The organism is Saccharothrix sp. DSM 118769, assembly GCF_052936295.1.
This window is the reverse complement of record NZ_CP193627.1, coordinates 4,130,185-4,157,000: the sequence shown is the minus strand read 5'-3', so window position 1 is coordinate 4,157,000 and position 26,816 is coordinate 4,130,185. Positions and strand designations below refer to the sequence as shown.

The 26,816-nt window shown below is 73.7% G+C and carries 21 protein-coding genes; 14 read left to right on the top strand and 7 right to left on the bottom strand.

Going from position 1 to position 26,816, the window contains the following annotated elements:
- Positions 1-3 precede the first annotated feature (3 nt).
- Positions 4-306, bottom strand: a complete 303-nt coding sequence (locus tag ACRAKJ_RS18145; RefSeq protein WP_438926591.1) for a DUF1540 domain-containing protein — start codon at positions 304-306, stop codon at positions 4-6.
- Between the two features lie 842 nt (positions 307-1,148).
- Between ACRAKJ_RS18145 and ACRAKJ_RS18140 the strand changes: the two genes are divergently transcribed.
- Positions 1,149-2,873: an RICIN domain-containing protein gene (locus ACRAKJ_RS18140; protein WP_438926592.1), complete on the top strand. Its 1,725-nt coding sequence runs from the start codon at positions 1,149-1,151 to the stop codon at positions 2,871-2,873.
- A 52-nt stretch (positions 2,874-2,925) separates the two neighbouring features.
- On the opposite strand, the gene fxsT is transcribed toward ACRAKJ_RS18140, so the two are convergent.
- Both fxsT and ACRAKJ_RS18130 read right to left on the bottom strand, forming a co-directional pair.
- Positions 2,926-5,520 (bottom strand): FxSxx-COOH system tetratricopeptide repeat protein, encoded by a 2,595-nt coding sequence (gene fxsT, locus ACRAKJ_RS18135; protein ID WP_438926593.1) that lies wholly within the window; start codon positions 5,518-5,520, stop codon positions 2,926-2,928.
- Positions 5,521-5,628: 108 nt separating this feature from the next.
- Positions 5,629-7,410, bottom strand: coding sequence for a cellulose binding domain-containing protein (locus ACRAKJ_RS18130; RefSeq protein ID WP_438926594.1), 1,782 nt, complete (start codon positions 7,408-7,410; stop codon positions 5,629-5,631).
- A gap of 478 nt (positions 7,411-7,888) precedes the next feature.
- On the opposite strand from ACRAKJ_RS18130, the gene ACRAKJ_RS18125 reads away from it, so the two are divergent.
- The 3 genes from ACRAKJ_RS18125 to ACRAKJ_RS18115 all read left to right on the top strand — a co-directional run bounded on the left by ACRAKJ_RS18125 (position 7,889) and on the right by ACRAKJ_RS18115 (position 11,750).
- Positions 7,889-9,277, top strand: a complete 1,389-nt coding sequence (locus ACRAKJ_RS18125) for a glycosyl hydrolase family 18 protein (protein ID WP_438926595.1) — start codon at positions 7,889-7,891, stop codon at positions 9,275-9,277.
- 86 nt (positions 9,278-9,363) lie between these two features.
- Positions 9,364-10,314 carry a DNA polymerase domain-containing protein gene (locus tag ACRAKJ_RS18120; RefSeq protein ID WP_447009046.1) on the top strand — a complete coding sequence of 317 codons (951 nt, stop codon included), beginning with the start codon at positions 9,364-9,366 and terminating at the stop codon, positions 10,312-10,314.
- Positions 10,315-10,451: 137 nt separating this feature from the next.
- Entirely contained in the window at positions 10,452-11,750 is a 1,299-nt protein-coding gene (locus ACRAKJ_RS18115) for a M28 family peptidase (RefSeq protein WP_438924530.1), read from the top strand.
- 81 nt (positions 11,751-11,831) lie between these two features.
- Here the strand turns inward: ACRAKJ_RS18115 and ACRAKJ_RS18110 are convergent, their stop codons facing one another.
- Positions 11,832-12,236 carry a VOC family protein gene (locus ACRAKJ_RS18110; RefSeq protein WP_438924531.1) on the bottom strand — a complete coding sequence of 135 codons (405 nt, stop codon included), beginning with the start codon at positions 12,234-12,236 and terminating at the stop codon, positions 11,832-11,834.
- Between the two features lie 98 nt (positions 12,237-12,334).
- On the opposite strand from ACRAKJ_RS18110, the gene ACRAKJ_RS18105 reads away from it, so the two are divergent.
- Positions 12,335-13,087: a TetR/AcrR family transcriptional regulator C-terminal domain-containing protein gene (locus tag ACRAKJ_RS18105; protein WP_438924532.1), complete on the top strand. Its 753-nt coding sequence runs from the start codon at positions 12,335-12,337 to the stop codon at positions 13,085-13,087.
- Here the strand turns inward: ACRAKJ_RS18105 and ACRAKJ_RS18100 are convergent.
- A complete protein-coding gene (locus tag ACRAKJ_RS18100; RefSeq protein ID WP_438924533.1) occupies positions 13,084-13,923 on the bottom strand; it encodes a PhzF family phenazine biosynthesis isomerase in 840 nt (279 codons plus the stop codon). The two genes, ACRAKJ_RS18105 and ACRAKJ_RS18100, sit on opposite strands and share 4 nt — an antisense overlap.
- A 67-nt stretch (positions 13,924-13,990) precedes the next feature.
- Here ACRAKJ_RS18100 and ACRAKJ_RS18095 point away from each other — a divergent pair, with 67 nt between their 5' ends.
- From ACRAKJ_RS18095 to ACRAKJ_RS18065, 7 genes are all read left to right on the top strand, one after another.
- Positions 13,991-14,566 (top strand): helix-turn-helix transcriptional regulator, encoded by a 576-nt coding sequence (locus ACRAKJ_RS18095; protein WP_438924534.1) that lies wholly within the window; start codon positions 13,991-13,993, stop codon positions 14,564-14,566.
- The gene (locus ACRAKJ_RS18090; protein WP_438924535.1) at positions 14,563-16,569 is read left to right on the top strand and encodes an oxidoreductase; all 2,007 of its coding nucleotides are present in this window, start codon (positions 14,563-14,565) and stop codon (positions 16,567-16,569) included. The genes ACRAKJ_RS18095 and ACRAKJ_RS18090 overlap by 4 nt, the downstream gene beginning before the upstream one ends.
- Before the next feature lie 11 nt (positions 16,570-16,580).
- The gene (locus tag ACRAKJ_RS18085; protein ID WP_438924536.1) at positions 16,581-17,036 is read left to right on the top strand and encodes a nuclear transport factor 2 family protein; all 456 of its coding nucleotides are present in this window, start codon (positions 16,581-16,583) and stop codon (positions 17,034-17,036) included.
- Between the two features lie 119 nt (positions 17,037-17,155).
- Positions 17,156-17,920 carry an ANTAR domain-containing protein gene (locus ACRAKJ_RS18080; RefSeq protein WP_438924537.1) on the top strand — a complete coding sequence of 255 codons (765 nt, stop codon included), beginning with the start codon at positions 17,156-17,158 and terminating at the stop codon, positions 17,918-17,920.
- A 57-nt stretch (positions 17,921-17,977) separates the two neighbouring features.
- Positions 17,978-18,685: a methyltransferase domain-containing protein gene (locus ACRAKJ_RS18075; protein WP_438924538.1), complete on the top strand. Its 708-nt coding sequence runs from the start codon at positions 17,978-17,980 to the stop codon at positions 18,683-18,685.
- 103 nt (positions 18,686-18,788) lie between these two features.
- The gene (locus ACRAKJ_RS18070) at positions 18,789-19,865 is read left to right on the top strand and encodes a GDSL-type esterase/lipase family protein (RefSeq protein ID WP_447009045.1); all 1,077 of its coding nucleotides are present in this window, start codon (positions 18,789-18,791) and stop codon (positions 19,863-19,865) included.
- A 115-nt stretch (positions 19,866-19,980) separates the two neighbouring features.
- Positions 19,981-20,574, top strand: coding sequence for an HD domain-containing protein (locus ACRAKJ_RS18065; protein ID WP_438924540.1), 594 nt, complete (start codon positions 19,981-19,983; stop codon positions 20,572-20,574).
- 31 nt (positions 20,575-20,605) lie between these two features.
- Here ACRAKJ_RS18065 and ACRAKJ_RS18060 read toward each other — a convergent pair whose 3' ends face one another.
- On the bottom strand, positions 20,606-23,830 hold the full coding sequence (locus ACRAKJ_RS18060; protein WP_438924541.1) for a S8 family serine peptidase: 3,225 nt from the start codon (positions 23,828-23,830) through the stop codon (positions 20,606-20,608).
- 146 nt (positions 23,831-23,976) lie between these two features.
- Positions 23,977-24,165 (bottom strand): hypothetical protein, encoded by a 189-nt coding sequence (locus ACRAKJ_RS18055; protein WP_438924542.1) that lies wholly within the window; start codon positions 24,163-24,165, stop codon positions 23,977-23,979.
- A 194-nt stretch (positions 24,166-24,359) separates the two neighbouring features.
- On the opposite strand from ACRAKJ_RS18055, the gene ACRAKJ_RS18050 reads away from it, so the two are divergent.
- Complete coding sequence (locus ACRAKJ_RS18050; RefSeq protein ID WP_438924543.1) at positions 24,360-25,517, top strand: hypothetical protein; 1,158 nt, start codon at positions 24,360-24,362, stop codon at positions 25,515-25,517.
- A 100-nt stretch (positions 25,518-25,617) separates the two neighbouring features.
- On the top strand, positions 25,618-26,805 hold the full coding sequence (locus ACRAKJ_RS18045; RefSeq protein WP_438924544.1) for a hypothetical protein: 1,188 nt from the start codon (positions 25,618-25,620) through the stop codon (positions 26,803-26,805).
- Positions 26,806-26,816 lie beyond the last annotated feature (11 nt).

Below are 26,816 nucleotides of genomic sequence, written 5' to 3'. Positions count from 1 at the left end.
GGGTCAGCCTCGCGTGTAGGTGAGGCAGTTCGCGGCGTGGTCGCCCTCACCGGGCCCGACCCGCACGCCGCCCGGCGCGGTGCACTCCATGTTGGCGTTGAACGAGCAGTCGACCCGCGAGCAGGCGCCGACCTGCGCGACGACCTTGGGCAGTCCGCCCTTGCGCGCCAGCGGGATGAAGGTGCCGCAGTCGGCCGCCCCGTTCTCACCGCTGACGGTGATCGCGAAAGCGTGACAGCCGTCGTGGTTGTACGAACAGCCGGTGACGGTGCACTCGCTGACGGCGGGCATTTCTGTGGTGGTCATGTCCGCTTCCTCCAGACAACAGTTCTCGGCCTTGCGAACGTTGCCACCGGTTACCCGGCCTCGCAACACGAAAACATTTAGGAGAGCCTAACCTAAAAGCGGAACCGCAGGTCAGGGGTGGTGTGAAATGGGCGTGATGGTCAAGATCAAGCCATCGGGTGAAAACGGTTCGCGCTTTGCGCGAGATGATCGCACCCCTTCCCCGGCAACACCGGCCGCCGGTTCGCGGGCGATGCGACCACCGACCACGACCACCGGCCACGGCCATCGGGTGCGGACACCGGCGGGACCACCGTTCGGCGATCACCCGAGGAACCGCCGGGGCATCGCCGAACGGATCACCGGCGGTTCACCGGCCCTCCGGGAACGCTTCCACTCCCTTGCCGGCGGGCGGTCGCCGGACAGCCCGCCACAACCGCGCGGCGGCCACATCGGCATCCCGCCCCGCGTCCGGTCCACCGCCGCACCCGCAGCTCGGTTACCGGCCGGTAGTGCGGCGGGAAAAACGCTTCGACACCCCTCGACACCGCCTTCCTGTTCACGAATGTGACCGACGAGCGGGCAATTCGTTCACAAGCGTGACCAGGCCGAATTCCCGACCGAAGCCGCAGGCCACAGCCCCGGGGGCGATGACCTCGTCGTTCGACGGGATTCGACTACCAATACCGGCGCACCTCGCCGGGACGACTCGTTGACCGGGTGTCGGCGACCTCCTAGCATCCGACGGGAAACGAGTTCCCCGTTCACGCCGGTAGCGCATTCCCGAGTCCGCCGCTTTCTTCCGCGCGCCCTCGGGACCGGTTCGGCACGCCTCACCGGAATCATTCGGAAGTGGAGTTCCCATGACAACGCCCGAGCAGCCCGCAGTCACCTGGGCGACACGACCAGGCGGTCGCCGCGCCGCGGTGCTCGCCGTCGCCTCCGCCGCCGCGCTGGCGGCCACGCTCGTGGCGTGGCCGGTCGTCACCCCTGCCTCCGCCGCGGTCGGCGCGGGGACGTACGTGGTGAAGAACGCGGGCAGCGGGCACTGCCTCGACGTGCCCGGCGCGTCCTCGGCGGCGGGCGTGCAGCTCCAGCAGGCGGCGTGCGGCGGCACGGCCGGCCAGAAGTGGACGTTGACGGCGGTCGCCGGCGGGTTCCGGATCACCTCCGTCGCCAGCGGCCTGTGCGTCGGCGTGCAGGGCGGGTCGACCAGCGCGGGCAAGGCGATCCAGCAGCAGGCGTGCACGGGTGCGGCCGGCCAGACCTGGGCGGTGACCGCGAGCGGCGCCAACTACCGGGTGGTCGACACCAACGGCGGCAAGTGCGCGAACGTCAAGGACAACTCCGGCGCCGCCGGGGCCCCGGTGCAGACCAACTCGTGCGACGGCGCGGCCACCAAGCAGTGGACGCTCACCCCGACCGACGGCGGTCAGACCACCACCACGACGACGAGCACCACCACGAGCACGACCACGTCGACCACCACGACGACGACCACGACCACGACCCTGCCGCCGGGCTCCGCGCTGTACGCCGCGCCGAACGGCACCGACAGCGCCGCGGGGACCGAGGCGGCCCCGACGACGCTCACCTCCGCGATCGCCCGCGTCACCCCCGGCCAGACCATCTACCTGCGCGGCGGCACCTACCGCTTCGCGCAGACGGTGACCATCCCGCAGGGCAACAACGGCACCGCGAGCGACCGCACGGACCTGTTCGCCTACCCGGGCGAGACGCCGGTGCTGAACTTCTCGGCGCAGGCCGAGGACCCGGCCAACCGGGGCCTGGCCGTGAACGGCAACTACTGGCACGTGCGCGGCATCGTGGTCGAGCGCGCCGGCGACAACGGCATCTTCGTGGGCGGCAGCAACAACGTCTTCGAGCGCACGATCACGCGCTTCAACCGCGACACCGGCCTCCAGCTCTCGCGGATGCTCTCCACCACGCCGAAGGACCAGTGGCCGGCCAACAACCTGATCCTCAGCGCCGAGTCGCACGACAACGCCGACTCGGACGGCGAGGACGCCGACGGCTTCGCCGCGAAGCTGACCTCCGGCCCCGGCAACGTCTTCCGCTACGCCGTGGCGCACAACAACATCGACGACGGCTGGGACCTGTTCACGAAGACCGACACGGGCCCGATCGGCGTGGTGACCATCGAGGACTCGCTGGCGTACGGCAACGGCACGCTGAGCAACGGCGGCCAGGCGGGCAACGGCGACCGCAACGGCTACAAGCTCGGCGGCGAGGACATCGGCGTGAACCACGTCATCCGCCGCAACATCGCCTACGACAACGGCAAGCACGGCTTCACCTACAACCGCAACCTCGGCGCCATGACGATCTCGGACAACGTGAGCATCGACAACGCCGAGCGCAACTTCACCTTCGACGGTGGCAGCTCGGTGTTCCGCGGCAACACGTCGTGCCGCAGCGGCAGCGGCGCGAACGACCGGACGATCGGGAACGTCGACGCCACCAACCAGTTCTGGGCCGGCGCGAACGGCTCCCGGTGCGCCTCCTACGCCGGCGCGCTGAACTGGTCCTACGCCTCGGACGGCCGCCTGGTCGTCACCTTCGGGTAGCCGCCCCGCCGGGCGGGGGGACACTTCCCCCCGCCCCTGGCACCACACCTCATCACGAACCGCCGTCGAGCGGCTCAAGGGCCTCACGAGCGAGGCGCTCCCGCACCGCCCAGGCGTGGGTGATCAACCGCTTCCCCTCGTCCTGCCGCCCGACATCGCTCAACGCGCGACCGAGTTCGGTCAACCTCGCCGCCGCATCGCGGTGATCAGGACCGAACACACCGACGGTGATCGCCAGGGCGCGTTCCAGCAGCGGGATCGCCCTGTCCAGCCGACCGAGGTCGCGCCACGCACCAGCCAGACTGTTCAGGCGCTTGGCCACGTCCGGGTGGCCGGGGCCACAAGCAGCTTCGGTGATCACCAGTGCTCGTTCGTGGAGGGACCTTGCCTGCTCGTACAGGGCTCGCCCGTGCCTCCTCCCCCGAAAAAGGGCCTGGACACGGTCGAACTGCCCCAGTTCGCGCAGCACGAGCCCCAGGTTGTCCAACCGCGTTGCGATAACGGGATGGTCACCGCCGTAGACCGACCCACTGCTCGCGAGCGCACGCTCCAGCAACTCCCGCGCTTCGAGCAGCAACCTGTTGTCGGCGGGGCTGTGCAGCATGCGCAAGGCCATCGCCAGGCTCGTCTGCACGGTCGCGACCTCCGGGTGGTCCCGACCGTGCACCGCCTCGGCGATCTCGAGCGCCTTCCCCAACAGGCCACGGGCCTCGAGCGGACGTCCCAGGTCGAGCAGGGCCGCACCGAGGTGGTTCATCGCCGATGCGACATCGGGGTGACCCGGTGGTCGAACGGCCTCGACGATCCCCAGGGCACGCCGGTGCAGGGTCACGGCCTCGTCCGTCCGGTTCGGGAAAAGACCGCGGATGACGACTCCGAGGTTGTTCAGGCGGAGCGCGACAACCGGGTGTTCCGGTCCGTACTCGGCCTCGGTGATGGCAAGAGCGCGCTGGATCAGGGGAAACGCCTCAGCGGTGAGACCTGACTCGTGCAGGGCGATGCCGAGGTTGTTCATCCGGACAGCCACGGCCGGATGATGGGGTCCGCAGGCGTTCTCGGTGATCGTCAAGGCTCGCTGGAGCAGCTGTCGAGCTTCTCCCGGTCGTCCCGACTCGGTCAGCACGACCGCCAGGTCACTGAGGTGCACGGCCACTTCCGGTCCGCGGGGCCCGTAGGCGGCCTCACTGATCCGGAGCGCGCGTTCGAGGATCAGCCGGGCGTCGTTCAGCTGCCCGGTTTCGAGCAGGTAGGCACCGGCCCTGCGGAGCAACCAGCCGCGCGTGGTCGGATCAGCGTCGAATTCACCGTAGACCAGGACGTGGGAGAGCAACTGCCGCCACCTTGGCCACGCCCCTGCCAACCGGGGCGGTCTGGTGCGCAGGTCCGCTACGAGGAGGTTCCCGGCGCTGTCCAAGGGGCGCAACGCGCCTGAAGGGCTCAGAGCGGTCGCTGTCCGCACGCGCACAGCCAGACGTACCATGCGGTGGATCAGGAGGTCGCCGTTCACACGCCTCAGCAGTGAGTAGTCCACGAGAACGCCGACCGCGTCCGCGAAGCCGCCGTGCGGGTCCTTCACCGCCACGTCCAACGGGGATGGCAACGACACGGCGTTCCCGGACACCGCGTTCCCGGTGAACAGGTCGAGCGGGATCGCGTCGGAGCCGAGGTAGGCGCAGATCTCCAGGAGCTGCGCGGCCGCGAGGTGCTCCTCCGCGATGCGCCGCAACGGGGGTTCCCACAGGGTGGCGAGCTTGTCGTGCTCCGGACCGCGGTGCACGTCCCGACCACGGGTGGCGACGACATCGAGGCTGGCGCGCAACCAGCTCAGGTACTCCGGCAAGGGGACGGCGGTCTGCCGGAGGTACGCGGCTGCCTGTTCCAGGGCCAGTGGCAGGTCCTCCAGCAGGGCGGCCAACTCATCGGCTCGTTCCGGGGAGATCTCGGGTAATCGCCCCCGGAGGAGGGCCGTGGAATCCTCGCGTTCAAAGGTGTCCAGGTCGAGTACCGAGGCGATTGCCTCGAACCCCGCGCGGCGGGTCGTCACCAGCACGTGTCCTCGCCCCGAGGGCAGGTACGGGCGGACCGCGGCGACGGTCTCGGCGTTGTCGAAGACCAGCAACCAGTCACGGCGGCGCCTCAGCTCCGACAGCACGGTACCGACGGCTTCTTCGGTGCTGCTGGGCAACACCATCCCCATCGCGTTCCCGAGGAGTACCACCTGACCGGGGACGAGAGTCGAGTCCTCGGCCTCGATCCACCACACGGCCCTGTACCGGTTGGCCCACCGGTGGCAATACTCGATCGCCACTTGGGTCTTGCCGACGCCGCCCATTCCGCGCATCGCGTACACGGCGACCTTCCGGTGCCGCTTCAGCCGGTGGAACACCCACCGCTGTTCGGCGGCCCGTCCGGTGAAGTTCGGGTTGCGCGCGGGGACGCTCCAAACCTGCGGCAGTCCCGGCTCCGCCGGCCGCCCCCGCAAGGTCGTGGTGAGCGTGAGGCAGAGCACGAGCAGGAGGACAGGCCAAACCACCCGCGGTTCACCCATCCAGCCGGGCAGCTGGTCACTCGCCGCGTTGATCGCCAGACCCGCCAGGAATACGAGCACCACCTCGACCGCGACCAGCGCACCCCGCCGAAGTCCCATGCGCGCTCCAGGGCATCAGGCAACATCGGGACAACGGTATCCGCCCGTGTTCCCCGAAGCGCCGGAACCACGCCGTCGACACGGTCGGCGCAGCGGCCGGGCAGGCCGTCAGGGGGTGACGGCGATGTTCGTCAGGCCGACCACCGCCCCCGTCACGGTGTTCGACGCGTGCACGACGTTCAGCCGCCCGGCGCACTTCGAGGTCGACGTGACCCGGATCGCGTACTGCCCCACCCCGCCCAGGTCGGAGCGGTTGCCGCGCCACGTGTTGCCGCACCCGTTCGGGAACGACGGCGTGGTGACGGGGTTGTGCGTCTCGTAGCCGTTGGCGAACGGGCCGGGTCCGCCGAAGGTGCCGGTGTTGTCCTCGATGAGGTAGCCGACGCCCTTGACGTCGATCCACGAGTCGGCGGAATTCTGGCCGGAGACGCCGGTCCCGTCGAACGCGTTGCCCCGGACCACGCCGTCGAACGTGCCCTCCTTCACGTCGACGGGCTCGGCGGCGACGCCGGGGCCGATGCGGTTGCCCACCACCTGCACGCGGTCGCTGCGGTCGACGCCGCCGGTGTTCCCGTGGCAATCCCAGTTGGAACCCGCCGACCCGATGTAGACGCCCTCCCCGTACCCGGGCTGCACCAGGCCGGTGTCGGTGATCGTGGACCCGCGCAGCACGCCGTCGGCGGACGAGCGCCGGAAGTGCACGCCCTCCTCGTCCACCCGGGTCACCGTCACGCCGTCGAGCACGGCGTGGTGGGAGTCGTCGACGACGATGCCCTTCTTGGACTCCCGCACGGTGAACCCGACGAGGTTCCAGTGCGGCGCGCCGTGCAGCCACAGGCCGTAGCCGGGGTCCCAGCCCGGGGTGGGCGCGGGGCAGCTCGGGCCGCTGCCGGACGGGCCGTCGTTGACCAGCACGGCGCCCGCGCCGGTCAGCGTGATGGGCGCGGCGGCGGTGCCGGGCCGGGTGGCGGTGAACGAGCCGCGGTAGGTGCCCGGCGCCATCCGGATGGTCTGGCCCGGCGAGGCCGCCGCCAGCGCCTCCCGCAACTGCGCCGCGGTCGCGACGTCCACGACCGCGCCGGCGGGGGCGGTGGTCGCGGTGACGGCGGCGCTCGCCGGGGAGGTGTTGCCCGCCGCGTCCCGCGCCCGCGCGGTGAAGGTGTGGGCCGTGCCCGGCAGCAGGCCGCCCACGGTCGCCGACGGGGTGGTGACCGTGGCGACCAGCGCGCCGCCGGAGAGCACCTCGTAGCCGGTGACGCCGACGTCGTCGGTCGACGCGGTCCAGGCCAGCGACGTGGAGCCGGCGGTCACCGCCGTGACGCGCAGGCCGGTCGGCGGGGTCGGCGGGGACGTGTCGGGCCGCGGCACGCCGCCGCACGGCACGCCGTTCACCGCGCAGGCGACGGGCGTGCCCAGGCCGGTGACGGTGAACCCGAAGCCCACCGTGCCGCCGGGTGCGACGCGGCCGTTGAACGCGGCGTTGGCGAACCGGTGGCGCCGCCCGTCGCGGGTGAGCACGGCGTTCCAGGAGTTGCCCACGGTCGAGCCGGCCGGGAGGTCGAACTCGACGACCCAGCCGGTGCTCTCCGCGTCACCGGTGTTGGTGAGCGTGAACCGGCCGCCGTAGCCGGTGCTCCACGTGGACTCCTGGCCGAACTCCGCCGTGAACGCCGCCGCCGCTGCGGAGGCCGGTGCTGTGGCGGCCGGTGCTGTGGCGGCCGGTGCTGTGGCGGCCGGTGCTGTGGCGGCCGGTGCTGTGGCGGCCGGTGCTGTGGCGGCCGCCGCTGCGGAGGCCGGTGCTGCGGCGGCCGGTGCTGCGGCGGCCGGTGCTGCGGCGAGGGCGGCGGCGCAGGACACGGCGACGCCGAGGGCCGCGAGACGTCTTCTCATGCCGGGTGGACCTTCCGGGACCGTGGTCGGGGGCGTCGCGGCCCACCCCCCGTGGACGTGCTCTTCATAGCCGCCGCCCGACGACCCGGTCAACGACCGCGAAGGGTCCGAACCACTCCGGAGCACTTTTATCGTGACTTGAATCAAGCCCTCCAGTAAGGTCTGGCTCGGCTGCCGCCCGTAGTGAAGGGACGTGTCGATGAAGACACACGCACGACGATGAACGCCGTCCACGGCGTCACGTCACCCCGCCACGCGAGCACGACCCGGCCGTAGCACCGGCCCCCGCACCGCGTCCGCCCCCCGCGCGGATCGCCGCCTCCGCACGGCAGGACGCGACCCCGCGCCCCTGCACCCTGCACCCTGCACCTCGCGACCCTGCACCCCCGCGTGCTCGACCGCCCCCGCGCGACCCCGTCCGCGCGGACGACGGCGGACGAGCGACGCCATGGGCACGAGTCCTCCGAAGGGAACGTCCATGCAGTCATCGGCAACACCCCGGCGCACCTCCAGGTGGGGCGCCGCGGGCCTCGTCCTGGCCGCCGCGGCGACGAGCCTGACCGTCGCCGTCGCCACCGCGCCCACCGCCCAGGCGGCGCTGCCCGCCGGCTTCAAGAGCGTCGGCTACCTGCCGTCCTGGGCGGGCGACGTCAACGCCGTCCAGTACGGCAAGCTCACCCACGTCAACTACTCGTTCGCCCTCCCCAACGGCAACGGCACGCTCCAGGCCATCCCGGACACCGGCAAGCTCTCCGCGCTGGTGACCCGGGCCCACGCCAACGGCGTCAAGGTCTCCCTGGCCATCGGCGGCTGGAACGACGGCGACGACTCGGCGTTCGAGGCCCTGGCCGGCAACGCCACCAGCCGCACGACGTTCGTCAACAGCGTCGTCAACGTCGTCAACCAGTACGGCCTGGACGGCGTCGACATCGACTGGGAGTACCCGGACCCGGGCACCTCGGCCACCAACTTCACCGCCCTGATGGGCCAGCTCAGCACCGCCATGCGCAGCCGCGGCAAGCTCCTCACCGCCGCGGTCGTCTCCGGCGGCGGCACCGCCGAGGGCGTGCAGACCGCCGTGTTCAACCACGTCGACTGGCTCAACATCATGGCCTACGACGGCGGCACCCCGCACGCCAACTACGACTGGTCCATCGCCAGCGCGAACTACTGGAAGGGCCGCGGCCTGCCCGCCGCCAAGACCGTGCTGGGCGTGCCGTTCTACAGCCGCCCCAACTACTACACCTACGCCCAGCTCGTGGCGATGGACCCGGCCAACGCCAACCGCGACTGCGTCACCGTCGGCGGCGTGCAGCAGTGCTACAACGGCCTGCCGACCATCCGCCGCAAGACCCAGTGGGCGGTCGCCAACGCGGGCGGCATCATGAACTGGGAGCTGTCGCAGGACACCACCGGCAGCACGTCCCTGCTCAACGCCATCTTCGAGGCCGCGGGCGGCACGAACCCCAACCCGCCGGTCGGCCGCACCGGCGCCGTCACCGGCATCGACGGCAAGTGCGTCGACGTCGCGAGCGCGAACAGCGCGAACGGCACCGCCGTGCAGCTGTGGACGTGCAACGGCACCGCCGCGCAGACGTGGACCGTCGGCACCGACAGCACCCTGCGCGCCCTCGGCAAGTGCATGGACGTCACCAGCGCCGGCACCGCCAACGGCACCCCCGTGCAGCTGTGGGACTGCAACGGCAGCGGCGCGCAGGTCTGGCAGGCCCAGTCCAACGGCACCCTGCGCAACCCGGCGTCCGGGCGCTGCCTGGACGCCACCGGCCCCAGCTCGGCGGACGGCACGCGCCTCCAGCTCTGGGACTGCTTCGCCGGCACCAACCAGGTCTGGCGCCTCCCCGCCTGACCCGCGCCACCACCGCGGCCCGCGTCCCCGAGGGGCGCGGGCCGCGCCCGGTTGCCGGCGCGCGCCGGACCCGGAAGGGTTGTCCCATGAAGGACGAACGCGACGGCGTGGCGCTGACCAACCTCGACCAGCCGTTGTTCGACGGCGCCGACGCGACCAAGGGCGACCTCGTCGACTACCTGGACGCCGTGCGCGACCGCATCGTCCCGGTGCTCGCCGGGCGACCGCTGACCGTCGTGCGGGTGCGCCCCGGGCAGGAGCCGTTCACGCAGAAGAACCTGCCCAAGTACACGCCGGACTGGGTGCGCACCACGACGCTGTGGGCGGAGACGTCCCGGCGGGAGGTCCGGTACGCGGTGTGCGACGACCGCCGCACCCTCCTGTGGTTCGCCAACCAGCGCGCCGTCGAGTACCACGTCACCCTGGGGCCGGCGGGCGCGTTCGACCGGCCCACGCACCTCGTGCTCGACCTCGACCCGCCCGAGGGCGAGGGCTTCGGCGCCGTGGTCGCCGCCGCCGACCTGGTGCGCCGCGCGCTGGCCGACGCAGGGCTCACCGGCGTGGTGAAGACCAGCGGCTCCAAGGGGGTGCACGTCTTCGTGCCGGTCGACGGCACGGACGACGACGCGGCCGCCGCGACCCGCGCCCTGGCCGTGCGCGCCGAGCGCCTCGACCCCGGCGTCGCCACGACGGCGTTCATCAAGGAGGACCGACACGGCAAGGTGTTCCTCGACTCGACCCGCGCCCACGGCGCCACCGTGGCCGCCGCCTACAGCCCGCGCGTGCGGCCCGGCGCGACCGTGTCGTTCCCGGTCGCGTGGGACGACCTGGCCTCGGTCTCCCCCGCCGACTTCACCGTGCGGACGGCCGCGGCCCTGCTGGGCGACGGCGACCCGTGGCACGACCGGATGCCCGCGCCGCAGCGGCTGCCCGACGACCTCGTGGCCGAGGGGCACACCATCCCGGTGGCCCGGGTGCAGGCCATGCACGAGGGCAAGCGCCGCGCGGCCCGCGCCCGCGCGGAGGGCGGCCGGTAGCCGGGTGCGGCCGGTAGCCGGGTGCGGCCGGTAGCCGGCGGGTGCGGCCGAACGCGCCACGACGAAAGTCGCTACCGCCGCGACCCGCCGGCCCCCACGCTTCTCCGTGGCCATCCCTACACCCTGCGGAGGAAGCCATGTCCCTGAAGCGGACGACCCCGTTGGCGGGTGCGTTACTGCTCGCCGCGACCCTGCTGAGCCCACCCTCGGCGACGGCGCAGGCACCTGCCCTGGCGGCGCCGGACATCCCGTTGGCCAACGTGCAGGCGCACCTCAACGACCTGCAGACCATCGCCACGAACAACGGCGGCAACCGGGCGCACGGCCGGCCCGGGTACCTGGCGTCGGTCAACCACCTCAAGGCCAAGCTCGACGCGGCCGGCTACACCACGTCCGTCCAGCAGTTCACCAGCAGCGGTGCGACCGGGTACAACCTGATCGCCGACTGGCCGGGCGGCGACCCGGACGACGTGCTGATGCTCGGCGGCCACCTGGACAGCGTCAGCGCCGGTCCGGGCATCAACGACAACGGCTCCGGCTCGGCCGGCCTGCTGGAGGTCGCGCTGACCGTGTCGCGGCAGGCGTTCGCGCCGCGGAAGCACGTCCGGTTCGGCTGGTGGGGCGCGGAGGAGCTGGGCCTGGTCGGCTCCACCCACTACGTCAACAACCTGCCGACCGCCGAGCGGTCGAGGATCAAGGCGTACCTGAACTTCGACATGATCGGGTCCCCGAACCCCGGTTACTTCGTCTACAGCGCCTCCGGCCAGCCGACCGGGTCGCTGGCGCTCCAGCAGACGCTCCAGGCGGCGTTCACCGTGCCGACCGAGCTGACCTCGGTCGGCGGGCGGTCCGACCACGCGGCGTTCGCGCGGGCGGGCATCCCGATCGGCGGCCTGTTCACCGGGGCCGAGGTGACCAAGACGGCGGCGCAGGCGCAGAAGTGGGGCGGTTCGTCGGGCGTCGCGTTCGACCGCTGCTACCACCGGTCGTGCGACACGCTGACCAACATCGACGCCACCGCGCTGGACCGCAACAGCGACGCCATCGCGTACGCGCTGTGGACGCTGGCCGGCACGGGCGGCGGCAACCCGCCGGGGCCGCGGTTCGAGAACGCGACGGACTTCGCGATCCCGGACCTGGGCACGGTGGAGAGCCCGATCACGGTGTCCGGGGTGGCGGGCAACGCGCCGGCCGCGCTGGCGGTGGGCGTGGACATCACCCACACCTACCGGGGTGACCTGGTGATCGACCTGGTCGCGCCGGACGGCACGGCGTTCCGGGTGAAGGGCTCCAGCGGCGACAGCGGGGACGACCTGGTCACCACCTACACCGTCGACGCCTCCGCCGAGGTCGCGAACGGCACGTGGAAGCTCCGCGTGCGGGACGCGGCGTCGGCGGACGTCGGGCGCGTCAACGGCTGGTCGCTCCAGTTCTGACCCACCCGCTCCCCGGCGGACGGGGCACCGGACCTCACGGCCCGGTGCCCCGTTCGCGGTCGGGGCGCGGTCAGGGTCCGGTCACCCCTGGGTGGCGGCCTCGTCCATCCACATGACCTCCCAGTGGTGGCCGTCGAGGTCGAAGAAGCTGCGGCCGTACATGAAGCCGTGGTCCTGCGGGTCCTTGACCTGCGCGCCACCGGCGGCCAGCGCCTTGTCGGCGATCTCGTCGACCCGTTCGCGGCTCTCCACGCCCAGGGTCAGGATCGCCTCGGTGGTCGTGGCGCTGTCCGCGATCCGCTTGTGGGTGAACGTCGTGAAGTACCCCTCGGTGAGCAGCATCGCGTAGACGCTGTCGCCGAACACGACGCAGGTGGCGTTCTCGTTGGTGAACTGCGGGTTGTGCGCGAACCCGAGGGCGGCGAAGAACCCGATCGACTTCTCCAGGTCGCTCACCGGCAGGTTGACGAAGATCTTGACGGACATGACTCCCCCACGTGACTGCGGACGGACACTTGTGTGTCTTCGGGACACTTGTGTATCCGCCAGACACCGCGTGTACGGTAGACACAGTCCGACGAGGGGTGCAACCCCCGATCCTGGAGCGGTGGGCGATGACCGACGACGACCTGGGCGCGGACCTGCTGTGGGGCACGCGCGACAAACCCGCACGCCCGACCAGGCCCGCGCTGACGGTCGACCGGATCGCCGCCGCGGCCATCGGGCTGGCCGACGCCGAGGGCATGGGCGCGGTGTCCATGCAGCAGGTGGCCGCACGGCTGGACGTCACGAAGATGGCGCTCTACCGGCACGTGGCGAACAAGGCCGAGCTGGTGGCGGTGATGGTCGAGTCCGCCGTGGGCGAACCGCCCGACCTGAGCGGCGTGCCCGGCGGCTGGCGCGCGCGCCTGGTGCGCTGGGCCGACCTGATGCGGGAGGCGTGGCGGCGGCACCCGTGGCTGCCCGCCGTCACGGCGGGAGACCGCCGCAGCGGCCCGCGCGAGGTCGGCTGGACCGAGTCGGCGGTGGCCGCGCTGGAGGGCACCGGCCTGTCCGGCGGCGAGCGCATGGACGCGGTCTTCCTGCTCAGCGGCCACATCCGCAACACGCAGTCCTCGGCGACCGCCGGCACCCAGCCGTGGACGAGCGACCGGCACCTGCGCGCGGTCCTGCGCGAGCACGGCGACCGCTTCCCCGCGCTGCACGAGGCGGCCCGGTCGAGCGGCGGTTCGGCGCACGACAACGGCTGGCGGTTCGGCCTGGACCGCATCCTCGACGGGCTGGCGGTCCTGATCGACTCCCGGGCCACCGGCCCGGGGACCAGTCCGGCGGGCTAGACCTCGACGGTCCCGGTGATCGCCCGCCGCACCGCGCCACCGACCCACAGCGTGTCGCCGTCCTGCGCGACGTGGACGCGCGCCGCGCGGCCGACGGCCGTGCCCTGGGCGGCCACGTAGGACGGCGGGGCCACCCCCTCGTCGAGGAGCCAGCGCGCGAGGCCCGCGTTGAGGCTGCCGGTGGCCGGGTCCTCGGGCACGGCGCCGTCACCGGGCAGGAAGGCGCGGACCTCGAAATCGGCGTCCGCGCCGGCCGGGTGGGGGCCGACGACGCCGATGTCGAGGCCGGCCAGGTCCGTCGGGTCGACGCGGAGGGAGAGGACGCGGGCCGCGTCGGCGAGCCGGACGCCGATCCACTGCGGGCCGTTGACGAGCCAGGAGCAGCCCAGGACCTCGGCGCGGTCCAGGCCGAGCCCGGCGGCGACCCGGGCGACCAGCGGTTCCCCCACCGGTTCGTAGCGGGTCAGGGGTGGCGCGGCGAACGCCAGCCGGTCGCCGTCGACGCGGACCGGCACGAGACCGGCCGCGCACTCCTGGACGACCACGCCGGGGGTGGCCGAGTTGCCGCCGGCGGCCAGCCACGCGTACGCGGAGCCGAGGGTGGGGTGCCCGGCGAACGGCAGCTCGCCGCTCGTGGTGAAGATCCGCACGCGGTAGTCCGCGCCGGGCGCGGTCGGCGCGAGCAGGAACGTCGTCTCGGACAGGTTCGTCCACGCCGCGAAGCGGCGCATGGCCTCGTCGGTGAGGTCGTCCGCCCCGTGCACGACCGCGAGCGGGTTGCCCGCGTACGCGGCGGAGCCGAAGACGTCGACCTGGTGGAACGGGTGCGTGCCCATGACCGGCCACGCTACTCCTTATGCAACTGGTTGCACTGCACCCCGTTGCAGGGTTACCGTCCGGTACATGGCGTTGGAGCACGCGATCCTGGTCTCGCTCGACGAGCGCTCCGGCTCGGGCTACGAGCTGGCCCGCCGCTTCGACCGGTCCATCGGCTACTTCTGGGCCGCCACCCACCAGCAGATCTACCGCACGCTCAAGCGGATGGTGGACCTCGGCTGGGTGGCGGTGGACGAGGTCGCCCAGGACGGCCGCCCGGACAAGAAGGTCTACGACATCACCGACGCGGGCCACGGCGAGCTGCGGCGGTGGGTGGCGGAGCCGGGCGAGCCCGCGACGTTCCGGCACGACCTGTCGGTCAAGGTGCGCGGCGCGTCGCTGGGTGACGTGGCCGCGCTCGCCGACGAGGTGGCGCGGCACCGCCACCTGCACGCGGAACGGCTCGACGCCTACCGCGCCATCGAGAAGAAGGACTTCCCCGACCCGGCCGCCCTGTCCGGGCGGCGGCTGCACCAGTACCTGGTCCTGCGCGGCGGCGTGCGGGCCGAGCAGGGGCTGGTCGAGTGGTGCGACGAGGTGCTCACCGCGCTGCACGCCGACCGGACCCGCGCCGACGAACCGCGAGAGGACGACCGGCGATGACCGAGTACCCGACCCTGCTGTCGCCACTGGACCTGGGCTTCACGACGCTGCCCAACCGGGTGATCATGGGTTCGATGCACACCGGCAACGAGGACCGCGCCAAGGACTTCGACGCGCTCGCCGCCTACTTCGCCGAACGGGCGCGCGGCGGCGTCGGGCTGATGGTGACCGGCGGCTTCGCGCCGAACCGGGTGGGCTCGCTCTACCCGTTCGCCTCCAAGCTCACCACGCGCGGCGAGGCCCGGAACCACCGCGCGATCACGCAGGCCGTGCACGAGAACGGCGGGAAGATCGCCCTCCAGCTGCTGCACGCGGGCCGCTACGCCTACCACCCGTTCAGCGTGTCCGCGTCCGCGGTCAAGGCGCCGATCTCGAAGTTCCGGCCCCGCGCGCTGGGCGACCGGGGCGTGCGGCGCCAGGTCGACGCGTTCGCCCGCGCCACCGCCCTGGCGCGCGAGGCCGGGTACGACGGCATCGAGGTCATGGGCTCCGAGGGCTACTTCATCAACCAGTTCCTCGCGCCCCGCACCAACAAGCGCACCGACCGGTGGGGCGGCACGCCGGAGAACCGCCGCCGCGTCGCCGTGGAGGTCGTGCGCCGCTGCCGCGAGGCCGCCGGGCCCGATTTCGTCATCGTCTACCGGCTGTCCCTGCTCGACCTCGTCGAGGACGGGCAGACCTGGGACGAGGTGGTCGCGCTCGGGCAGGAGGTCGAGGCGGCGGGCGCGACGATCATCAACACCGGCATCGGCTGGCACGAGGCCCGCGTGCCGACCATCGTCACGTCCGTGCCGCGCGCCGCGTTCGCTGGCGTCACCGCGCGGCTCAGGCCGCACGTCGGCGTCCCCGTCGTCACGTCCAACCGGATCAACATGCCGCAGGTCGCCGAGGAGGTCCTGGCGCGCGGCGACGCCGACCTGGTGTCGATGGCGCGACCGTTCCTGGCCGACCCGGACTGGGTGCGCAAGGCCGCCGAGGGGCGCGCGGACGAGATCAACACCTGCATCGCGTGCAACCAGGCGTGCCTGGACCACACCTTCTCGCTGAAGAAGGCCACCTGCCTGGTCAACCCGCGCGCGGGCAACGAGACCACGCTCGTGCTGTCCCCGGCGCGGCGGGTGAAGCGGGTCGCGGTGGTGGGCGCGGGTCCGGCGGGCCTGGCCGCGGCCACGTCGCTGGCCGAGCGCGGGCACGCGGTGGAGCTGTTCGAGGCCGAGGACGACATCGGCGGCCAGTTCGCCATCGCCCGGCGCATCCCCGGCAAGGAGGAGTTCGCCGAGACGATCCGCTACTACCGGCGGCGCGTCGAGCTGACCGGGGTGAAGCTGCACCTGGGCCGGCGCGCCACCGCCGACGACCTGACCGGCTTCGACGAGGTCGTGCTCGCCACCGGCGTCGCGCCGCGCGTGCCGGCGATCCCCGGCGTCGAGCGGGCGCTGTCCTACGTGGACGTCGTGCGGCACGGCGCCGAGGTCGGCCCCCGGGTCGCGGTGATCGGCGCGGGCGGCATCGGCGTCGACGTGAGCGAGTTCCTCACCCACACCCCGGTGGACCTGGACGGGTGGCGCGCCGAGTGGGGCGTCGCCGACCCGGCCGAGCACCGGGGCGGGGTCACCGCGCCCGTGCCCGCGCCGCCCGCGCGGCAGGTGCACCTGTTGCAGCGCAAGACCTCCCGCATCGGCAAGGGCCTGGGCCGGACGACGGGCTGGGTGCACCGCGCGGCGCTGAGGGCCAAGGGCGTGGAGGAGCTGACCGGCGTCAACTACGAGCGCATCGACGACGAGGGCCTGCACATCACGTTCGGGCCGGACCGGCGCGACCCGCGCGTGCTGGCGGTGGACACCGTCGTGCTGTGCGCGGGCCAGGAGCCGGTGCGCGACCTGGTCGACGACCTCGCCGCGCGCGGGGTCGTCACGCACGTCATCGGCGGCGCGGACGTCGCCGCGGAACTGGACGCGAAGCGCGCCATCGACCAGGGCACGCGTCTCGCGGCCACCGTCTGATGAGGAGAACCGTGAACGCGGAGAGGGAAACCGTGAACGCCGCACTGGAGTTCAAGGCGCGCGTCGAGTCGGGCGACGTCGTCGGCGCCACCGAGCTGTTCGCCGACGACGTCGTGCTGCACAGCCCGGTGAAGTTCCGGCCGTTCGAGGGGATCGACGCGGTGCGCGCGCTGTTCCGCGTGCTCCAGCGCACCTTCGTGGACTTCCGCTATGTCGGGCAGTACGACGGGCCGACCGGCCACGTCCTGCACTTCCGCACCCTCGTGGAGGGCAAGCAGGTCGAGGGGATCGACCTGCTCGAACTCGACGACGCGGGCCGGATCGGCGCGATCACCGTGATGATCCGGCCGCAGTCCGCCCTGACCGCCGTGGGCCGGGCGATCCTGGCGGGCCTCGTGGCCGACGGCGTGGTGCCGCGGGAGGAGGTCGACGGGGGGACGGGCGCGCAGGACCCGGACCCGCGCTGACCGCGTCCCGTGCGCTATCGTGCAGCGTCGGCGGGTGTTCAGCAGCGCAGCATCCCGAGCGGCAACCGGCTCCCGCCGCGCCGGTCCCGCGGGGGCCCCGTTCGCGAGGGGGTGCACCGATGACGGGCGACCAGAGCGCTTTCCTCCGACTCGCCTCGGGTCTTGCCGAGATGTCCCGCCTGCTGGACGAGGAGGACTACGAGGCGACCGCGCACCGGTTCGTCCAGCACCTGGTCCACGCCGTCCCGGGGTGCGACCTCGCGTTCATCGCGGTCAGCCGCGAGGACGGGGTGGAACTCGTCACGTCGACCGGCCGTCCGCTCGACGCGGCCGACCGCGACGACGCCGAGCACCACGGCCCGGTCGCCGAGGTGCTGCGGTACGGGGAACCGCGCCGCCTGGAGGACACCCGGGAGGACCGGCGCTGGCCGCTGTTCGCCTCCCGGCTCGCGCTCAACGGCTTCCGCAGCTGCCTGGTGCTGCCCGTGCCCACCGAGCGCTCCCCCGCCGCGGCCGTCGCCCTGCTGTCCCGCGCGCCGCACCGGTTCGACGACCACGCCTACGACCTCGTCCTGCTGGTCACCCTCCACACCGGGATCGTGCTCGACAACATCCAGGTCCTGCACCACAGCAAGCAGATGATCGGGCACCTGACCACCGCGCTGGGCACCCGGCACACCATCGGCCTGGCCCAGGGCCTGCTGATGCACCACTTCTCCCACGACACCGCCACGAGCTTCGCGCTGCTGCGCCGGGCGTCCCAGCACGCCAACCGCAAGCTGCGCGACGTGGCCGCCGAGCTGGTGTCCGCGCACGAGCGCGGCGAACTGCACGACGCGCTGGCGCGGCACCGCATCGACCCCGCGCCCCGGTACTCCGGGTGAGCCGGTGCGCCCGATAACCCTTCGCCCGCACGGCGCGCACGCTTTACCGTCGGCCGGATGGACCCGACCGACCTCGCCGTCCCGCACACCCTGGCCCACCTCGCGCCGCTGCTGCCGTCGTCCCCCGCCCGCGTCCTCGAAGCCGGTTGCGGTCGCGGCGCGCTCGCCGCCGCCCTGGCCGGGCTGGGCCACGACGTCACCGGCGTGGACCGCGACGCCGAGGCGGTCCACGCCGCCCGGGAACGCGGGGTGCGCGTCGTCCACGCCGACGTCCGCGAGGTCTCCGGCGAGTACGACGTCGTGCTGTTCACCCGGTCCCTGCACCACGCCGACGACCTGGACGAGGTGCTGGGCCACGCCGCCGCCCTGCTCGCCCCCGGCGGGCACCTCGTCGTCGAGGAGTTCGCCTGGGAGCGGGTGGACCGGGCCGCCGCCCACTTCCTGCACGACCACCGCGCGGTGCTGGTCTCCGCCGGGCTCCTGGACGCCCCGACGCCCACCGGCGACCTGCTCGACGCCTGGGTCGCCGACCACGACTCCCTGCACCGGGGCTCGGCCGTGCTGGACGCGCTGGGCCGCGTGGGGCCCGAACCGGTCACCGCCGGCACGCCCGTCCTGTGGCGCCTGGTCAACGGGCGCGGCGGCACCTGGACCGGGTCCGACCGCACCCCCGCCGTCCTGGGGGCGCTCCGGGTGGCCGAGGAGCGCGGCATCGCCGCCGGACTGCTCCCCGCGGTGGGCGTGGTGGCGTCCGTTCGCCCCTGACGGGACGTCTCGACTGGACCACCACCGCAACAGCCGTTGATCCCGGCGGCGTTTTCCGTAGCGTCGGGGGACGGGCGGTAGCCCACGACTGGAAGGAAGGCCCATGGCCGGAACACCCCGGTTCCCCTCCGCCGCCGCCGCGCTCGCGGCCGTCGCGGCCCTCGTCACGGCGTCCGCCTGCGCCGCGCCCACGACCGCGCCGCGGGCCGGGTCCGGCGTCGCCGCCGCGGCGGCGGTGCGCGTGATGCCGCTCGGCGACTCGATCACGGACGGCTTCAACGTGCCCGGCGGGTACCGCGTCGACCTGTGGCAGAAGTTCGTCGCCGGCGGCTACTCGATCGACTTCGTCGGCTCGTCCTCCAACGGTCCGGGCAACCTCGGCGACCGCGACCACGAGGGGCACTCCGGCTGGACCATCGCGCAGGTCGACGCCAACGTCGTCGCCTGGCTGCGCACCCACACCCCGCGCACGGTCCTGCTGCACATCGGCACCAACGACATCTACGGGAGCGACCCGGCCGGCGCGCCGAACCGACTGTCGGCGTTGATCGACAAGATCACCACCCAGTCGCCGGACGCGGTGCTGCTCGTCGCCACGATCACGCCGCTGTCCTCCTACGACGACCGGGTGCGCACGTTCAACGCCGCCGTACCCGGCATCGTGCGCGCCAAGGCCGACGCGGGCCGCAAGGTGCACCTGGTCGACATGTACCGCGCGCTGACCACCGCCGACCTGGCCGACGGCGTGCACCCCAACGCGGGCGGCTACAGCAAGATGGCCACGGCCTGGTACGACGCCCTGCGCTCGATCCCGGGCAGCATCGACGACGGCGGCTCCCCGCCCACGACGACGACCACCACGACCACCACCACGGCTCCCCCGTCGGGTGCGTGCACGGCCTCGTACCGCACCGTCGGCACCTGGCAGGGCGGCTTCCAGGCCGAGGTCGCGGTGACCGCGGGCGCGTCGCCGATCACCGGCTGGACGGTGAGCTGGGCGCTGGCCCCCGGTCAGGGGATCGACCAGGTGTGGGGCGGGGTGTCGACCACCAGCGGTTCGGCGGCGGCGGTGCGCAACGCACCGTGGAACGGTTCCCTGACGGCCCGCGCCTCGGCGACGTTCGGCCTCCTCGGCCGCGGCACCGCGTCGACGCCGTCCCTGGCCTGCGCGAGCCCCTGAGCGGTTCGCCCCCGTGGCGCGGTCGACCCGGGTGGTCGCCGCGAGGGCCGACCCGCTGCGACCGCGAGGGCCGACCCGGTGCGACCGCGCGCCGGCACGCCCTAGGCTGCGCCGGGTGGACTTCTTCACCCCGCCCGACTCCCGGGCCGCCGCCGCGGCGCTGGAGGTCGTCCAGGAGCACGGTGAGCCCTGGCTGCTGAACCACTCGTTGCGCGCCTACTCGTGGGCCACCGCGCACGCCGCCCGGGAGGACGTCGCGCACGACGGTGAGCTGCTGTACGTGGCGGCGCTGCTGCACGACCTGGGCCTGGCCGCGCCGTTCGACAGCCACACCCTGCCGTTCGAGGAGGCGGGCGCGCGGGTGGCCCGCGTCTTCGCCGCCGGCGCGGGGTGGGGTCGGGTCCGGCGGGACCGGCTGGCCGAGGTGATCGTGCTGCACATGCGCGACGACGTGCCCGCCGAGGACGACCCGGAGGCCCACCTGCTCCAGGTCGCGGTGAGCGCCGACGTGTCGGGGCGCGGCCTGGACCGGTTCGCGCCGGGGTTCCGGGCCGAGGTGCTGGACCGCTACCCGCGACTGGGGTTCGCGGAGGCGTTCCTGAAGCGGGTGCACGACCAGGCCGAGCGGAAACCGGGGTGCGCGGCGGCGGAACTGGTGGCGACCGGCTGGGCCGACCGCGTCGCCGGCAACCCGCTGGACCTGCCCTGACCTCGCGGTCGGGGCAGGTCCGGCGGCACGGTCACCGCAGGCCGTAGGCCCGGATGATCGTCTGGTCGACCGAGTTGCCCCGGTCGTCGCGGGCCTGCGCCTTGAGCGAGACGAACCCCGCCCCGACCGGGTGCCTGACCGCGGCGATCCACCGCTCACCCAGCTTGACCAGCGGCACCGGCTTCCACGTGGCACCGTCGTCGTAGGACACCTGCACGGCGGTGCGCACCCCGGCGGACCCGGTGGCGCCGTTGCGCTGCACGTACACCGGGAACGTGAACGGCCGCCCGGCCGCCGCCCGGTTCCGCTGGTCGAGCGCGGGCGCGAACCGCACGGCCAGCAGCGGCAGCGGCTCCGGCTCCTCCCCCGCCGCGGTGTCGGAGGTGAACGACCAGTCGGCGGTCACGCGCGTGGACAGCTCGGCCACGGCGGACCGCTCGGCCTCGGTGCGCAGCGCGAAAACTCCCCGCCCGGCGGGCACGGCACCGTAGACCGACCCGTCGTAGGGCGTCTCGCCGATCAGCACGCCGTCCCGGTGCAGCGTCGTCCTGCCCGTCGTGACCTGCGAGAACCCGAAGTGGTTCGGGTCCTGGTCGGTGAACATCGGCACCGAGACCGAGACCTCGTCGCCGAGCCTGCCCGCCCACTCGTACGACCGGGACCTCATCGGGAACGCCGGCCCGAACACGGCGGTGTTCCACTTGTCGGTGGCCGGCCGGCCCGCGGCGAAGCGCCGCGGTCGCACGGTCGCCTGGTAGTTCTGCGGCGGGAACGCGTCCGGGGCGGGCATCTGGAGGAAGTCGCCGTGCCAGTCGACGCCCGGCGAGTAGTACGCGGTGACGGCCAGCGGCAGCGGACCGCCCGCCATCTGCTCGAAGAACCCGGTCGTACCGGGCGCGGAGGCCGCGGCCGACCTCCTGACCTCCACCAGGTCCCGCCGCTGGAACGCCCGGTCGAGCAGGTCGGGCACGCCGCCGTCGTGCCGCCACCCCACGTGGTACTGGTACGGGCTGCCGACGAACGCGCCCTTGCCGTCGGGCCGGGCGAGCAGTCCCTTCACGCTGAAGCTCGCCGCGCCGGGGGCGGAGGTCCTGGACGGCACGAACCTCAGGTTGTCGAGCAGGAACCCGATGTACCCGGTGCCCGTCTCGCCCCAGGCGGTCGTGAGGTCGAAGAACACCTCGGTCTGCCGGCCGGTCTCGGCGCCGGGCTCGTCCACGCCCAACCCGAGGGGCTTGCCGGCGCGCGCGTCGAACACGACCTCGCCGGGCCCGGACACGATGAACGCGGGCTCGCTGAACTGGGTCAGGTTCCGGGTCGCCGGGTCGTAGATCGTCGCGTCGGCGAAGAACGTGCCCTTGGGCAGGCGGGTGGTGACCCGGCCGGACGGGTCGTGGCCGCGGTACGCCCTGCGGTGGTCCACGTCGACGAACCGGTAGGAGTACTCGGGGGTGGGCGCGCCGGTGTGGTCGAAGAACACCAGGTCGACGTCGTAGCTCTCGACCTCCTTGGTCACGCCGACGGGTGTGCGCAGCGGCGCGGGCGCGCCGGTGGCCACGACGGCACCGCCGTAGCGCCCGTCCGGCCCCTCGACCGACGTCCGGACGCTGACGAGGACCAGGGCCTCGCCGCCGGCCGGCACGGTGACCTCCGACGGCGACAGCTCGACCATGCCCGCGGGCGCCGGGTTGCCGCCCGGGTCGCGCAGGTCGGCGGTCACGTCCAGGGTCACCGGGGCGGTCCCGGTGTTGCGGTAGGCGATCCGCGCCTCGATCGGCGCGTCGTCGCCGTGCGGCCACCGCGTCGTGCCCAGGCTCAGCGACCCGGACAGCGGCACCACGGTCTGCTCGACGGCCGCGGCCACGTCGACCCGGCCCGCGCCCTGCTCGTGGACGGTCAGGTCGGGGTGGGCCCTGGCGCTCGCCATGAGCACGGCCTTCAGCTCCGCCGGGCCCCAGTCGGGGTGCCGGACGGCGAGGATCGCCGCCGCGCCGGCCACGTGCGGCGTCGCCATCGACGTGCCGGACAGCGCGACGTGCGCGTCGCCGACCGGGGTGCCGATGTCGCCGTTCGCCGCCTTCGCCGCGACGATGTCCACGCCCGGCGCGGTGATGTCCGGCTTGATCGCGTCGTCGTACCAGCGCGGTCCGCGCGAGGAGAACGCGGCGAGCCGGTCCTCCCGGTCCACCGCGCCCACGGTGAGCGCCAGCTCCGCCGCCGCCGGGCTGCCGATCGTCTGCTCGGACGGCCCGCTGTTGCCCGCCGCGACCACGAACAGCGCCCCGGTGGTCGAGGTGAGCCGGTCGAGGGCCTGCGACATCGGGTCCGTGCCGTCGGTCGGCATCGAGCTGCCGAGGCTCATGTTGACCACGTCGGCGCCCGCCGCCGCGGCCCACTCCATGCCCGCGATGACGTCGGACTCGCGGCCGCCGCCGTGGTCGCCGAGCACCTTGCCGTTGAGCACCGCGCTGTCCGGTGCCACGCCCCGGTAGGTCCCGGCGCCGGTGATGGTGGCGGCGACGTGCGTGCCGTGGCCGACGCGGTCGTCGGTGTCGGGGCTGTCGCTGAAGTTGCGCGACTCCACGACGGCGCCCGCGAGGTCGGGGTGCGTCGGGTCGACGCCGGTGTCCAGCACCGCGACCCGCGCGCCCAGGCCGGTGTGCCCGGCCTCCCAGGCGCGCGGCGCGCCGACCTGCGGGACGCTGCGGTCGAGCGTGGCCCGGACCGGCCCGTCCAGCCACACCCGCGCGATGCCGGCCGCCCGCGCGCCCGCCCAGAACGCGCCGTCCTTCGGCGCCTCCACCGCGTACCCGCCGACGCTCGGCAGCGGCTGCCCGGCGACCGCCGGGCCGTTCGACGTCACGATCAGCGGCGTGACGCCGGTCGAGCGATCGTCGTAGCCGGCCCGGAGCAGGCCGGTGACGTCGAACAGCCGCCCGTCCAGGCGACCGGACCGCACCTCGCCCAGCACGTCGGTCGGCAGCACGTGCAGGTGGCCGTGCTCGTCGCGGCGCTGGGTGAACGCCACGTCGGCGCGCCCCCTGCCCGGCCGCACCTCGGCGCGGCCGGCGCGGACCGCGACGACGTCGCCGGTCAGCAGCGTGACCGTGCCCTCCACCCCCGATAAGCGCGCGCCTGTCGATCGTTCCCCGGTCCGCTCCGGCGGCTCTCCCGACGCGGTCGGGCCGGTCGCGGCCGTCATCGCGACCGCCGCGACCAGCCCGAGCGCCAGTGGTGCCCTCGTCCTGCGGGACATGTGAACTCCCCCGTCACCGTGGCGGTACCTCACCGACCGCCACTGCCCTCGGTGAGTAAGACACCACAGGGGGACGCCGCGTTGCCCCGGTACTGGCATTACCGGGAAAGCGCTACCCGCTCGGCCCAACCGCGCGGCGGGTCAGGTCACCGGGGTTCCGGTGCCGGTGCCGGCGGCCCGTCCTCGACGTCGACGTCGACCACGCTCACCCGGTCGTCGTCGATGTCCCACAGGCTCATCAGGCTCGTGACCGCGTGCTCGACCCCGGCGCAGCGCTCGTGCGGCAGGCCGGGCGGGAGCGCGATCCGGATCTCCCGGCTCTTCACGGCTTCCATGATCGGCAGTGGCCGGTGGGGGCGGCAATGACACGATCGAGCGCTCTTGGCGGTGCGCCCGCCGCCGGACGGGCGAGCGCCCCACCGGTTCCCCCAGCGCCTTGCGCTGTCCGGCGCACCCCGTCTCGGTCGGGCCGGGACTACGGTCGAATCGATCCAGCGCCACCCCAGGACATCCTCGCAACGGAGCGACCATGCCCGAGTTACGCGTGCCCGCGACGGTGCTCGCGCTGGCGACCGCGCTGTCACCGGTCGTCGCGCCGGCGGCCGGTGCCGCCCCGGCCGCCGCGCCCGCCCCGCTCTCCGTCGTGGTCGCCGAACTGCCCGGCCTGCCCGGCTGGTCGACGCACCGCGTGACCGGCCTCAACGACCTCGGCCAGGTCGTCGGCACCGCCTACGGCAACGGCGTGCCGCACGCCGTGCTGTGGTCGCCGGGCGGCGCGGCCACCGACCTCGGCACGGGCCTGCCCGCCGCGATCAACCGGCGCGGCCAGGTGCTCGGCGCGGTGCCCGTCAACGGCGCTGGGCCGTACGTGCAGAAGGCGAAGACCTGGTCCGGCGGCCGGGAGACCGACCTGACGCCGCCGGGCGCGGGCTGGGTGGTCGCGCAGTCGATCAACAACCACGGCGCGGTGCCGATGACGTACTCCCCCTCGCCGGCGAGCCACCACCAGGAGCGGGCGGCGGTGTGGCGGAACGGGCAGCACGTGCCGCTGCCGCTGCCCGGCGCCCACCTGTCGCTGGACGCGGTGAACGACGCGGGCGTCGTCGTCGGGACCAGGACACCGGTGGCCGGGGAGCCGTACGCGTTCCGCTGCGCGACGACCTCCTCGTGCGCGCCGCTGGCCGCCGCGCCCGGCACCGGCTCGTACTCGGTGGAGTCGGTCAACGAGGCCGGCGTGGTCGTCGGCAACCGCTACCCGCGCGCCCTGCGCTGGGCGGGCGACGCGGTGACCGTGCTGGCCGAGGAGGGCGGCGTGGCCGCCGGTCCGCAGGCGCTCAACGAGCGCGGCGACGCGGTGGGCTGGTCGGTCGTGGACGGCGTCAGCCGCGCCGTGCTGTGGCCCGGCGACGGCAAGCCGGTCGTGCTCGGGGTGCCCGGCCCGGCGGAGGCGGTCGCGGTCAACGAGCGCGGCGACGTCGTCGGCTGGACGTCGGCCGACGACCCGGACGCGCCCCGGGCGTTCCTGTGGCGAGACGGGCGGGTCACCTACCTGGGGTCGCTCGGCGGCGCGCACAGCCTGCCGGTGGCGATCAACGAGCGGGGCGTCGTGGTCGGCGAGAGCACCGCGGCGGACGGAACGCTCAAGGCGGTGCGCTGGACCCCGGTCGCGACCGCGCCGATCCGCTGACCCCCTTCTCCCGCTTCCGCCCTCCTCTCCTCCGCTCGGCCTTCCCGCACCCGCCTCCCGCACCCCCCTCCCGCACCCGGCTTTCCGCACTGGAGCGACCATGCCCCCGTCACGCGCGTCCGCCACCGTCCTGGCCCTGGTGACCGCCCTCCCCCTGATCACCGCCGCGGCCCCCGCACCCGCCGCACCCACCACCGTCGCCGCCGTCGAACTGCCCGGCCTGCCCGGTCAGCCCTCGCACCGCGCCACCGCCGTCAACGACCTGGGCCAGGTCGTCGGCCAGGCCGAGGGCGACGGCCCGGTGCGCGCCGTGCAGTGGTCGCCGGGCGGCGCGATCACCGACCTGGGGCCGGGCCTGCCCACCGGGGTGAACCAGCGCGGCCAGGTCGTCGGCATGCGGGCCAGGCGGGACCTCGGGCCGTACGCGCAGCACCCGCGGATCTGGTTCGCGGGCGGCGGCACCGACATCACGCCGCCCGGCTCCGGGTGGGTGATCACCTCCGCGATCAACGCGCACGGCGACGTGCCGATGACGTACTCGACCTCCCCGTACGGGTACCACCAGGAGCGGGCGGCGGTGTGGCGCGGCGGCGTGCACGTGGTGCTGCCGATGTCCGGGCCGCACCTGTCGCTGAGCGCGATCAACGACGCCGGCGTGGTCGCCGGGTCGCGCACCCTGCCGTCCGGCGCCGACTTCTCCGCGTTCCGCTGCGTCGGCACGACGTGCACGCGCCTGGCCGACGCCGAGGGCTACGGCGCGTACTCGGTGGAGGCGGTGAACGAGGCGGGCGCGATCGTCGGCAGCCGGGGCACGGTGGCGCTGCGCTGGGAGGGCGACGCGGTGACCGTGCTGTCCGCCGACGGCCGGGTGGCGCACGGTGAGCAGGCGTTGAACGAGCGCGGCGACGCGGTGGGCTGGTCGGTGGTGGACGGCGTGCGGCGCGCCGTGCTGTGGCCCGCCGGGGGCAAGCCGGTGGACCTGGGCGTGCCCGGCCCGTCCGAGGCGGTGGCGGTCAACGAGCGCGGCGACGTCGTCGGCTGGACGTCGGCGGCGGACGGCTCGTCGACCAGGGCGTTCCACTGGCGGGCGGGGCGGGTGACCTGGTTGGCGCCGCTGGGCGGCACGGCCGCCTTCCCGATCGCGCTCAACGACCGGGGCGTCGTGGTGGGCGAGAGCACCACGGCGGGCGGCGGGGCCAAGCCGGTCCGGTGGACGCTGCCGTCCGGCGCGCCGGACCTGCACGACCCGCGGTCCGCGGCGACGTCGGGAACTTCCGACGCCGGGTAGCCGACAATGTC